The sequence below is a fragment of the Carnimonas bestiolae genome, from assembly GCF_051251145.1.
Lineage (GTDB): Bacteria > Pseudomonadota > Gammaproteobacteria > Pseudomonadales > Halomonadaceae > Carnimonas > Carnimonas bestiolae.
In genome coordinates this window covers 36,948-49,122 of the sequence record NZ_JBPCZK010000014.1, presented here as the reverse complement: position 1 = coordinate 49,122, position 12,175 = coordinate 36,948, and the positions used below count along the sequence as shown (strand labels likewise).

Genomic DNA, 12,175 nt, shown 5'->3' with positions numbered 1-12,175 from the left:
GTGCGCTGTGCGTGCACAGCGACATCACATTCGGGGCGCTTCCACGAGCGGGAGAGCGCGAGAGGGACAAGGTTCCTCTCGCATTCAGAATAAAGGTTAGGTTTGAAAAGACGCCGACAGTGAAGAGCTGCGCAGGCTTCCGAATCAGCCATTCGGTAGAAGCACCGACAATGAAGTAGCGCACAGGCTCTAGAATCAGCCAGCAGATCAAGACGCTAACGTTGAAGCCCACCCAGGCTCCAGAATCAGCCCCCTGTATAGCCTCCTACGAAAAAGGGCGCCTTATCGGCGCCCTTTCTTCTCTACTCTTACCCAGCCTTACTCGGCAAACAAATTCTCGAGTACGATGGTTTCGGAGCGGTCGGGGCCGGTGGAGATGATGGCGATGGGTACGCCGACTTCCTTCTCGAGGAAGTTGATATAGCCACGGGCGTTGGCGGGCAGGTCATCGATGCTTTTGGCACCGATGGTGGATTCACGCCAGCCGGGCAGGTCGGTGTAAACCGGTTCGACCGCTTCGTAACCTTCCGCATCGATGGGGCTATCGAGAAGGTTGCCGTCTTTCGAGCGGTAGCCGACGCAGACGCGAATGTTTTCGAGCCCGTCGAGCACGTCGAGTTTGGTCAGGCACAGCCCTGAAATCGAGTTGACCAGCACTGAGTGGCGCAGCGCAACGGCGTCGAACCAGCCGCAGCGGCGCGCGCGTCCGGTGTTGGAGCCGAACTCGTGGCCTTTTTCGGCGAGGTGACGACCAAAGTCATCAAACAGCTCGGTGGGAAATGGCCCTGAGCCCACTCGGGTGGTGTAGGCTTTGGTGATACCCAGCACGTAATCAAGGTACAGCGGACCAACGCCAGACCCGGTTGCAACACCGCCGGCAGTGGTATTGGAACTGGTGACGTAGGGGTAGGTACCGTGGTCGATATCGAGCAGCGAGCCTTGAGCGCCTTCAAACAGAATGTTTTTACCTTCGGCGCGCAGCTGATGCACCGCACTAACGGTGTCGCACATCATCGGCTTGAGCTCTTCCGCCATCGCCATGGCTTCATCGAGCACTTTCTGGAAATCGACGGCTGGCTCGTTGTGATAATGGGTCAGCACGAAGTTGTGGTAGTCGAGCACTTCGCCCAGTTTGCTGGCGAAGCGTTCGCGATGCAGCATGTCGCCGAGGCGCAGGCCGCGCCGCGCCACCTTGTCCTCATAGGCAGGACCGATACCGCGCCCGGTGGTACCGATCTTGGCGACACCGCGCGCCTTCTCACGCGCCTGGTCCAGCGCAATGTGGTAAGGCAGGATCAGCGGGCACGATAGCGAAAGACGCAGCCGCTCGCGTACCGGAACGCCGCTATCTTCAAGCTCTTTCATTTCGCTAAGCAGCGCTTCGGGTGAGAGCACTACCCCGTTACCGATGATGCAGCTCACGTTGTCATGCAGGATACCTGACGGAATCAAACGCAGGATGGTTTTCTTGCCATCGATCACCAGCGTGTGTCCAGCATTGTGGCCGCCCTGATAACGCACCACAGCAGCGACGGAATTGGTTAGCAGGTCAACTACCTTGCCCTTGCCTTCATCGCCCCACTGAGTGCCGAGCACCACGACATTCTTGCCCATTGAAATGTGCCTCTTGATAGCTTCGAAAAGGTAAATCGGGAAACTGCCAGGCATCGCGGCACTGATACTCGAACGCGCTCGATATCGGTTCAGCCAGTGCGCGGCACCTTCGTTACGTTATGTCATGCGACGTTGCTGCTGGTGCAACTTAACCAGCAGCGCGTCCTGATTAGGTCAGGTCTTTCACCTGCCACTCACCGTCTACCTGCACCAGCTCACGGCGACAGCGGTGCTCGGCAGGCCCGGTGGACTGTTGCGGCAGCGCGCTTACCACCCGCTCGCCCTGGTTGCGGAGCTTTTGTACCAGTGCCGCTAGCTGACTATCGTTGACCGCCGGCGCCCAGATGCCATCGTGGGTTGGCTGCTGCTCCTTGAGGCTGGCCAGCATTTTCAGCTCCAGCGAACAGCCCGTTGCAGGGCGCGAGCGCCCAAATGCACGCCCGGTATGATCGTAGCGACCGCCCTTCACCAGCGCCTGCCCATAGCCGGGCACATAGGCCGCAAACACAACGCCTGTGTGATACTCATAGCCGCGCAGCTCGGTCAGATCAAGATAGAGGGACACATCGGGATATTCCTCGCTGATGCGGTGCGCGAGCTGCTCAAGCTGCCCCAACTGCTGCTCAACTTCAGCAGGAAGGTCGGAAAGCGTCGCACGCGCCTCGTCAAGGATATCGATGCCGCCATGCAAACGCGGCAAACGACGCAGAATCTCGCGCAGCGCGGCAGGGATGTTGGCTTGCTCCAGCAGTGCTTCGATTTCGCTGTAGGACTTGCGCTCAATGGCCTCGAACAGCTGATGCTCAGCGATCTCGTCCAACTGAGCCTTTTCGATTAGCACGCGATAGATGCCAATATGACCGAATGCCAGGTGGATATCCTGAGCGCCTGCGTAGGAAAGTGATTCAAGCGCCAAGCGTACGATCTCGAGGTCGGCCTCAATCCCCGCGTGGCCGAATAGCTCGAACCCCACCTGCAGCGGGTTGCGCCCGCCCTGATACTGGTCGGCGGTTGCGCGCAGCGCATTAACGCAATAGCACAGCCGCGAAGGGCCGGGACGCACCAGCGAGTGGGCGTCCATACGCGCCACCTGAGGCGTGGCGTCTGCCGACAGCCCCATCATGCGTCCGCTGATTTGATCGGTGAGTTTGAACGTTTGCAGTTCGAGGTCGCTGCCGACGCCCGTCAGCAGTGAGTCGAGAAACTCAGCGGGGGGCGGTACCACCAACTCGTAGCCCCAGCGCTGATACAGATCGAGCAAGCCTCGACGGAGTGTCTCCATACGCAGCGCTTGTGGAGGCAGCACCTCATCGATGCCATCGGGAAGCAGCCAACGATCGGCTATCGTCATCTCTGAAAACCTTAAAAACCTAGCCCCACCCCACGTTCAAGAGCAGGCAGTTCGCCAAATTGACTGCAGGCTATTACCACTGACCATCGCCACGCCGCGCGAGCGATACCGCTGATCTACAGCCACAAAAAAAACCGGAGCAGCGCCCGGTTTTAGAGATTCTATCACGCTATAGCGACAGTGCCATCCCACCTGCTCGACAAATCGCCGCTGTGCAGGTGGGAGGTGGCCGTTACTTGCTGGCGCCGCCAGCAGGGTGCTCGAGATAGCGGAAGAAGTCGGACTTCGGCCCGATGACAAGAATATCGTTGTTGCCCTCGAAGCTTTTGCGATAGGCCTGCATCGAACGATAGAAGCGCGCGAATTCCGGCTCTTGCTTATAGGCGTTGGCGTAAATATTGGCGGCCTCGCCATCGCCTTCACCGCGCAGTCGGTCGGCTTCCTTGCGCGCGTTGGCCAACGCGATTTCACGCTGACGATCGGCGTGAGCACGAATACGCTCGCTCTGCTCCTGCCCCTGAGCACGGTACTGACGCGCTTCGGCATGGCGCTCGGTGCTCATGCGTTGGTACACCGCCTGAGTGACCTGCTCCGGCAGTTCAACGCGCTTGAGCCGGATGTCGAGAATCTCGACGCCGATTTCATCACGCATCGCGGTGTCGAGTGAGGCCATAGAGTCGGCCAGCATATCGTCGCGATCTTCAGAAATGATGGTGTTGACATCGCGACTACCGAAGGCGTTGCGCAAGCTCTGCTCAACACGGGGCGAAATCAGCGCCTCGGCACGATCGGTGCTGCCTCGGGTGGCCTGATAGAAGCGGTTGGGATCAACCACGCGCCACTTGAGGAACGAATCGACAATTAGCGCGTTACGCCCTGCCGTCAGGAAGCGACTCTGACCATTTTCAAGCGTCTGCACACGCGCATCGAAGGTATGCACGGTGTTGATCAGCGGCCATTTGGCGTGCAGCCCGGGGGCAATGTCGGTTTCGACCACTTCACCGAAACGCAGTTTGATCGCACGCTGGGTCTCATTGACCACATACAGGCTGGTGCTAGCAAGCCACGCCAGTACGGCCAGCAGCGCAATAATTACCAGGGATCGATTGTTAACCATTAGCGTGCCCCCCGTTCTGTCGAGCGTTGCGAGCGTGCTGATGAGCCGCTGCCGGAGGAAGCGTTTGATTGGCTGTCGCGTGCATCGCCATTATCGCTATTGCTGTCATTGCTTGAGTTGTCGTCTGCGCTGCTGGCGGTGTCTGCCTGATGCTGTTTACGCAGTTGATCGATCGGCAGATAAATCAGCGATTGATTGCCGCGGTCAACATCAACAAAGGCTTTCGGATTGGACGAATAAATACCGCTGAGCGTATCCAGGTAGATGCGCGTACGCGTCAAATCGGGCGCGCTGCGATAGCCGCCCAGCATCGACAGGAAGCGCTGGGTTTCACCCTGGGCATCGGCCACCACCGCATCACGATAGCCGTACGCCTGCTCGATGGTACGCTGAGCTTCACCGTCGGTACGCGGTTTGAGCGCGTTCTCGTAGGCGTGCGCCTGGTTAATATCGCGCTGGCGGTCCTCGCGGGAGCGAATGACGTCGTCCACCGCATCCTGAATTTCATCGGGAGCAGCGGTACTCTCAAGGTTAACCGCCTGCAAGCGCAAACCAACCCCATAGCGATCAAGGGTTTGCTGCAAGCGCTCGGCGACAATCGGCCCCAACTGTTCGCGCCCGCTCAGCAGCGAATTCTTGACCGGCGGCGTCATAGAGATAATCGGTGCGTCTTCGGCGTTTTCAGGGCTCTTGCCCTTGGCAGAAGAGGCTTCAGAGGCCTCCTGCACTTCCTTCACCTCAGCTGTACTGGTCAGTACGTTCTGCATGCCACTGGCACCCACCACGTGACGCAGCGTTGAATCGAGCGCATCGCGCAGGCTGGCCTCAGGATCGCGCACATTGAGCACGTAATCACGCGGCTTATCGACCTGGTACTGCACCGAGATATTGACCTTCACGATGTTGGTGTCGGCGGTCAGCATGGAGGACTGCTGATCGAAGGAGCGCACCGCCGAAACATTCACCTTGTCGAGCTTGTCGATTAACGGTGCGTGCCAGTGCAGGCCAGGCTCAACGGTCGCGTGATATTGGCCCAACCGCAGCACCACGGCGCGTTCGGATTGATCGACCAGATAAAAGCCGGAGCCCGCCCATACCAGTAGCGCAACGCCCACCAGCCCAGCGGGCAGCAACAGCGGATTACGCGGCGTAGAGCTGCCGCCGCCCTGCTCGGGGCCGCCGCCCTTGCCGCTTTTACCCTTTTTGAAAAATCCGGAAATGCCGTCCTGCAGCTTCTTCAGCGCTTCGTCGACATCTACCGATTGACCGCTCTTTTTCTTGCTGCGATCACCGTTGTCTCCCCAGGGCGATGGAGGACGCTGACTGTCTTTGTCTCGACCGTCTGATCCTTCCCCGCTTCCCCAGGGATTACGGCCTTTGTTATCGCCGCCATTACCTGGCTCGTTCCACGCCATACAAAGATTCTCCAGGACTTCATCAATCAGCGCTGAGTTGCGCCCTAACCAAGCCGCGAACGGTCAGGCACCATGCTGGTAGTGTAAGCCTTAATGGCATACGTCTGACAGTGCTCACGCAGGTTGCTCTGCGGCCTGCTTCAATTAGCAAAACCGCATTTGTCAGCGGAATACAATAACAGAAAAAAAAGCGCTAACGTCAGCTCAATCGCTACAATCTGCAACCTTGTGACTGACGTTAATGCCTTGTTAAGGAAGGAAAAGCTTAGAGTTCGCTTTCGAAGGCTTCGCTGGGAAGATAGTCGCGGGGATTTTCCTGCGCACGCGCCAGCAATCGCAGGAAGTCGTGCTGCGGCAGGCGTATATCGAGACGCGTGTTGCCGTTCTCATCGAATCCTTCCTGACGTACCGCGCCCAGCTCATGCAACTGCGCACGCAGCCACCCCTTCTGCGGGGCAAGCTCAAGCGATAGCTCGATGACATCCTCACCAAGCAGCTCGCCCAGCGCCTGATCGAGCAGATCGAAACCACTCTGCTGCTGCGCCGACAGCCACACCGCCAACGGTTTGCCGTCGCTATCGCGCTCAAGCCGAGGTTGCGAGCCCAGCAGGTCAATCTTGTTCATGACCAGCAGTCGAGGCACTTCGTCGGCACCGATTTCGGTAAGTACCGAGTTGACCTGCTCGATATTTTGCTCGCGCTCGGGGTCCGCCGCATCGATCACATGCACCAGTAGATCAGCTTCGGAGGCTTCTTCGAGCGTTGCCTTGAACGCCTGCACCAGCTTGTGCGGAAGATGGCGAATAAAGCCTACCGTGTCGGCCATGACCACTGTGCCAACGTCGGAAACCTCGAGGCGACGCAGGGTAGGATCGAGGGTGGCGAAGAGCTGGTCGGCGGCGTACACCTGCGCTTCGGTCAGCGCATTGAACAGCGTCGACTTACCGGCGTTGGTATAGCCTACCAGCGAGGTGGAGGCGATATCGGCGCGCGAGCGAGCACGGCGATTTTGCTCGCGCTGGGTGCGCACCTTCTCGAGGCGTTTGTTGATCTGACGAATACGGGCACGCAGCAAACGACGGTCGGTCTCGAGCTGGGTTTCACCCGGGCCGCGCAGCCCGATGCCGCCCTTCTGACGCTCAAGGTGGGTCCAGCCACGCACCAGACGCGTGGACATGTATTCGAGCTGCGCCAGTTCGACCTGCAGCTTACCTTCATGAGTACGCGCACGCTGGGCGAAGATATCGAGGATCAGGCCGGTACGATCGAGCACTCGGCATTCGAGCTCTCGTTCGATGTTACGCTCTTGAGAGGGTTTGAGCGCGTGGTTGAAGATAACCAGCTCAGCCTTGTGCTCCTTCAATGCGTGGCGCACTTCATCAAGCTTGCCCTCACCAACAAACAGCCGCGCATCGGGATAGCGACGGCTGCCTTCGATCAGGGCGGCAGGATCAGCCCCCGCAGAACGCGCGAGCTCAAGTAATTCTCTAGGATCTTCGGACTCACGACCATCCTGGAAACCGATATGTACCAGAATGGCCGTTTCGCCGGAATTGGGGCGTTCAAAGAACAATCAGCGCCTCTCCCATCAGTCTTCCTGACCGGCCGCTGCATCAGGGGCAGGCAGACGCACATTGCGCGACGGCACAACGGTCGAAATTGCGTGTTTGTACACCATTTGGCTAACTGTGTTGCGTAGCAGCACAACAAACTGGTCGAAGGACTCGATCTGCCCCTGAAGCTTGATACCATTGACCAGGAAGATGGAAACGGGAATACGCTCCTTGCGGAGAATATTAAGGTAAGGATCTTGTAGTGACTGTCCTTTGGACATGAGCGCTCTCCAAAAATATAAATGCTGCAACGTTGGGGTCTTATAAGCCGATACCGAATCGGGATCGCTGGCCGGAAGCCGCAAGTGAAAGGCGATTGATATCGACACCAGCACACGGGTCTGGACCCTCACAGCGACCTTCGCTGCGCCCCATTTGGCCCGGAGCAAGATTCGACAGCAGCGGCATATAAAGGTTTCTTGTGAATGCCGCTGGCAACACCGCGCAGCCGTTGAGCATGCGCGCTGCCAATGAAGTATCAACATTGGCAGAATCTCACCAAACCGGTTCTTCAGTGTACGCTAACTGGAGACGTTTCGTACAATTTTCAACAGCCGCTGCTCAAGCTCAGCATCAGGTACTTGAATGCGCTCCACGCTGGGCCAGCTGCGCAGCCAGGTAAGCTGCCGTTTGGCTAACTGGCGCGTGGCGATAATGCCCTGCTCGCGCATGCTGTCCCAATCGCACTCGCCGCTTAAGTAGCGCCACACCTGCCGGTAGCCCACGCTTTTGATCGATGGCAGTGAAGGCAACAGATCACCGCGCTGATAAAGCGCTTGTACCTCATCGACGAAACCTGTTTTTAGCATGGCGTCGAAGCGCTGCTCGATGCGGCGATGCAGCTCGGTGCGCTCGGCGGGTTCCAAGGCAATCTGCACAATCGAATAAGGGAGCGGCTGGCGCTGCTGCTCGCGCCAATGTTCAGTAAGCGAGCGACCGGTCTGGCGATACACCTCCAGCGCCCGCAGCAGCCGCTGGGGATCGTTGGGATGGATACGCTGGGCGGCTTCAGGATCGATGCGTTCAAGCTGTTGATGCAGCGCTGCCGGGCCGTGCGCGGCCAGCTCCTGCTCAAGCTCAGCGCGCAGCGCTGGGTCGCTGGCGGGCAGGTTATCGTTACCCTGCAGCAGCGTTTTGAAATACAGCATGGTGCCACCGACCAGCAGCGGTATCTTGCCGCGCGCGCTAATCTCGCCCATCGCGGCCAGCGCGTCTTCGCGGAAATCGGCTGCCGAATAGGGCTCGCCAGGGTCGCGAATATCAATCAAACGGTGCGGCGCGCGCGCGAGCTCGCTAGCGCTGGGTTTGGCGGTGCCAATATCCATGCCGCGATAGACCATCGCGGAATCAACACTGATCAGCTCACATCCGAGCGATTCATGCAGTGCGATGGCCGCATCGGTTTTGCCCGAGGCGGTCGGCCCCATCAGGAAGATCGCGGGAGGAAAGGCGGCATTGCTGGGTTGGTTAGGCATGTGCGTGGTTGCGTAATAGGCAGATTGACGGAAGCAGTCACCAGCTCCGTAGGCAGGTAGAGTGCCGCTCGCCGGTGTTGCGCCGTCGCCAGCGCGGCACCGGCACTATTGGCCGCGCAGGAACAACCGATCGAGATCTTTCATGCTTAGCTCGGTCCAGGTCGGGCGACCATGGTTACACTGCCCGCTGCGCTCAGTCACTTCCATATCGCGCAGCAGCGCATTCATCTCTTCGATGGTCATGCGTCGGTTGGCGCGAATGCTGCCGTGGCACGCCATGGTCGAGAGAATTTCATCAATTCTCCCGCGCAACGCATCGCTGCGACCAAAGCGCTGAAGCTCGTGGAGCATTTCCCGCACCAGCGGCTCGACATTCTCCTGCCCTTTCGGGCGCATCAGCGCCACTGGAATTTGCCGCACCAGCAGCGTTTCCGGGCCAGCGATGCTGAGCTCAACTCCCAGCCGCGAGAAGCTTTCGCTCTCCTGCTCGGCCAATTCGGCTTCGGCTTCAGACACTGCGATGGACACCGGCACCAACAGCGGTTGCGCCTCGATTTTGCCATTATCGAACTGGCGTTTAAGACGCTCGTAGTTGATCCGCTCATGCGCCGCGTGCATATCGACAATCACCATCCCGGCGCTGGTCTGCGACAAGATATAGACGCCGTGCAGTTGAGCCACTGCATAGCCCAGCGGCGGGGCCTGGGTATCGTCTTCCGCGAAACTGTCGCTGCTAACGCGGGTGGTGTCAGCACTGCGGGTGATGCTATCAGACTCGTGTGCGCCCAACAGCGCATCTTCGCGCTGCTGCGGGTGGAGAGCGCGATAGCCATCAAGGAAGGCGCGGACGCGATCTCCCGACGGCGCTGGCGCGTTGCGCTCGCCAGCCCCATTACCTGCGTCATAGCTGGCACGCTGCTGATTGAGCGACATGCGCTGCTGATGCCACTGTGCTTCCGGCGCAGTGGCGGACTGTTGCGCATGGCTCAGCACCTCACCGGTAGCAGGATCGACTGATTCGCTTGGTGCGCTGCCTTCAGAATCTGCCGCATGCGGCGCACCGGCCCGCGTATCGGACAAAGCGTGATGCAAGCTTGAGAACAGAAAATCGTGCACCAGGCGGCCATCGCGAAATCTTACTTCGTGCTTGGTCGGATGCACGTTAACGTCGACCACATGCGGATCGAGCTCAAGATAGAGCACGAAGATCGGCTGGCGGCCGTGAAACAGCACATCACGGTATGCCTGGCGCACCGCATGCGCGACCAGACGATCACGCACTACCCTGCCATTGACGAAGAAATACTGTTGATCAGCCTGGGCGCGCGTGTGCGTTGGCAGCCCTACCCAGCCCCACAGGCGAAGGCCGGTGGCGTTAACGTCGACTTCCAGCGATTTTTCGAGCAGTTGCGCGCCCAGCAGCGCCCCCACCCGCGCCCGACGCTCGGCCATCGAGTGGGCAGGCTTGAGATGATGAATTCCCTTCTGGTTGTGACGCAGCGTCCAGCCAATTTCATAGCGCGACAGCGCTAGTCGGCGGAAGGCTTCTTCCAGATGCCCGAATTCGGTCTTTTCGGTGCGCAAGAACTTGCGCCGCGCGGGCGTGTTGAAAAACAGATCGCGCACCGCCAGCGTGGTGCCCTGTGGATGCGGCGCAGGAGAGACCCGAGAGGCCATGTCACGGCCTTCCGCGACAACGCGCCAGCCTTGGGTGGGATCGTCGTTAACGTTGGAAAACAGCTCAAGACGCGACACCGAACTGATCGACGCCAGCGCCTCGCCGCGAAAGCCGAGGCTAGCAACACCTTCCAACTCGTCGAGCGAGGCAATTTTGCTGGTGGCATGCCGTGACAGCGCCAGCGGCAGGTCGTCCTGATCGATGCCAGAACCGTTGTCGCGCACCTGAATCAGCTTGGCGCCGCCGCTTTCGATATCGATATCGATACGGCGAGCGCCGGCATCGACGGCATTTTCGACCAGTTCCTTAAGCACAGATGACGGGCGTTCGACGACTTCTCCTGCGGCAATCTGGTTAGCCAGCCGCGGCGGCAATATCTGAATACGCCGCCGCGCATCGCCGTTGGCAGCATCTTCTGCGCTCATCATTGGCCCTTGGGAATGGTCAACACCTGCCCTGTTTGCACGACATCCAGGGCGAGATTATTGGCTTTTTTCAGCGCCTCGATCGATACCCCCTGACGCTGAGCAATCAGGCTGAGGGAATCGCCAGGGCGCACGCGGTACTGGTTGCTGCCCACCTTGGCACCCTGCTGATTGGCCAGATAGGTGCCGGGCGGTGGATGCTGGCGGAAGTAGGAAGTCACGCCGGCGAAGATTGCCTGAGCAATTTGCTGCTGGTGCGACGGCGACTTCAGCAGACGTTCCTCTGTCGGGTTCGACAGGTAGCCTGTTTCGACCAGCAGCGAAGGAATATCAGGCGATTTGAGTACCACGAAACCTGCCTGATCGACACGACCAGTGTGCAGTCGATTGAAGCGACCAAGATGGTCGATCAACTGACGACCCGCGCTCAACGACGCATTGATGGTGGCGGTCATACTCAGATCAAGCAGCACACCGCGCAGCATTTCGTCCTTGTCGCTCAGGTCGAGATCACCCTCAACGCCGCCGATCAGGTCAGAGTTATTCTCTTTCTGTGCCAGCCAGCGCGCTGTTTCGGAGGTGGCACCGTGCTGCGACAGCGCATAGACCGAAGAGCCGCGCGCCGAGCTCGAGCCTGCAGCATCAGCGTGCACCGAGACGAAGAAGTCGGCGTGATCCTTACGCGCAATTTCAGTACGTCCGCGCAGCGGTACGAAGGTGTCGTCGTCACGGGTCATGCGCGCCACGAAGCCGCGCGCGTTGTCAAACAGCGACTTCACGCGTTTGCCAATTTGCAGCACCACGGTTTTCTCGAGCGTTCCGCCGGGGCCATGAGTGCCGGGATCCTTACCGCCATGGCCCGGATCGATAATCACCACGATATCGCGACCGCGCCCCTGGTTGGCCTTGGGACTTACCGCCACGGCTACGTTGGGCGATTCGGGCGGCGCCTGCGACTGGCGCTCGGCGTTGGCCTGCTGCTGCTTGATGATGTCAGCAATGGGGTCGCCCGCCGCACCCTGCTTGGCCACCTGTTTCGGCTGCGCTTCAGGATCGCCGTTTTCACCGCTATCGCCGGCCTGCATATCGACCACCACGCGACTGCCCTGCTTGCCCGGCGCCGCGCCCAGCGGGAACTGGCTATAGGCGACCGGGTGCGCCAGATCGATGACCACGCGCAGATCGTTGCCATTGCGCGTTGCCCAGCGGATGTTCTTGAACAGCGCCTCTTGCTTGGCACTGTCAGCGATATCAGGCGTGGTGGTGGTATTTTTGAAATCGAGCACCAGTCGCGCCGGATCCTTCAGCGTGAACACCTGGTAATCAACGTCGCCATCAACGTCGAATACCGCACGCGTGGTGCCATCGTGGCTCCAGGTGCGGATTCCGGATAATTGCATTGCCTGCGCACTACTGAACGCTTGCAGCAATAAGCAGCCCATCATCAGCAGACAGGCAAGCCACCAACGTGACTTAGACATAAACAC

Annotated in this window: 9 protein-coding genes; all 9 read right to left on the bottom strand. The window is 59.4% G+C overall.

Annotated features, from left to right (window positions below; translation table 11 throughout):
• Nucleotides 1–318 precede the first annotated feature (318 nt).
• Nucleotides 319–1,614, bottom strand: coding sequence for an adenylosuccinate synthase (locus tag R84865_RS12915; RefSeq protein ID WP_435636741.1), 1,296 nt, complete (start codon nucleotides 1,612–1,614; stop codon nucleotides 319–321).
• A gap of 169 nt (nucleotides 1,615–1,783) precedes the next feature.
• A complete protein-coding gene (locus R84865_RS12910) occupies nucleotides 1,784–2,965 on the bottom strand; it encodes an ATP phosphoribosyltransferase regulatory subunit (RefSeq protein ID WP_435633051.1) in 1,182 nt (393 codons plus the stop codon).
• Nucleotides 2,966–3,197: 232 nt separating this feature from the next.
• On the bottom strand, nucleotides 3,198–4,082 hold the full coding sequence (gene hflC / locus R84865_RS12905; protein ID WP_435633052.1) for a protease modulator HflC: 885 nt from the start codon (nucleotides 4,080–4,082) through the stop codon (nucleotides 3,198–3,200).
• On the bottom strand, nucleotides 4,082–5,497 hold the full coding sequence (gene hflK / locus R84865_RS12900) for a protease modulator HflK (protein ID WP_435639887.1): 1,416 nt from the start codon (nucleotides 5,495–5,497) through the stop codon (nucleotides 4,082–4,084). Before hflK ends, hflC begins: the two co-directional genes overlap by 1 nt.
• A 265-nt stretch (nucleotides 5,498–5,762) precedes the next feature.
• Nucleotides 5,763–7,070: a ribosome rescue GTPase HflX gene (gene hflX, locus R84865_RS12895; protein ID WP_435639886.1), complete on the bottom strand. Its 1,308-nt coding sequence runs from the start codon at nucleotides 7,068–7,070 to the stop codon at nucleotides 5,763–5,765.
• Nucleotides 7,071–7,085: 15 nt separating this feature from the next.
• A complete protein-coding gene (gene hfq / locus R84865_RS12890) occupies nucleotides 7,086–7,331 on the bottom strand; it encodes an RNA chaperone Hfq (RefSeq protein WP_435633055.1) in 246 nt (81 codons plus the stop codon).
• A gap of 300 nt (nucleotides 7,332–7,631) precedes the next feature.
• The gene (miaA, locus tag R84865_RS12885; RefSeq protein WP_435639885.1) at nucleotides 7,632–8,585 is read right to left on the bottom strand and encodes a tRNA (adenosine(37)-N6)-dimethylallyltransferase MiaA; all 954 of its coding nucleotides are present in this window, start codon (nucleotides 8,583–8,585) and stop codon (nucleotides 7,632–7,634) included.
• Between the two features lie 105 nt (nucleotides 8,586–8,690).
• Entirely contained in the window at nucleotides 8,691–10,688 is a 1,998-nt protein-coding gene (gene mutL, locus R84865_RS12880) for a DNA mismatch repair endonuclease MutL (RefSeq protein ID WP_435639884.1), read from the bottom strand.
• Nucleotides 10,688–12,169: an N-acetylmuramoyl-L-alanine amidase gene (locus R84865_RS12875; RefSeq protein WP_435639883.1), complete on the bottom strand. Its 1,482-nt coding sequence runs from the start codon at nucleotides 12,167–12,169 to the stop codon at nucleotides 10,688–10,690. The genes mutL and R84865_RS12875 overlap by 1 nt, the downstream gene beginning before the upstream one ends.
• Nucleotides 12,170–12,175 lie beyond the last annotated feature (6 nt).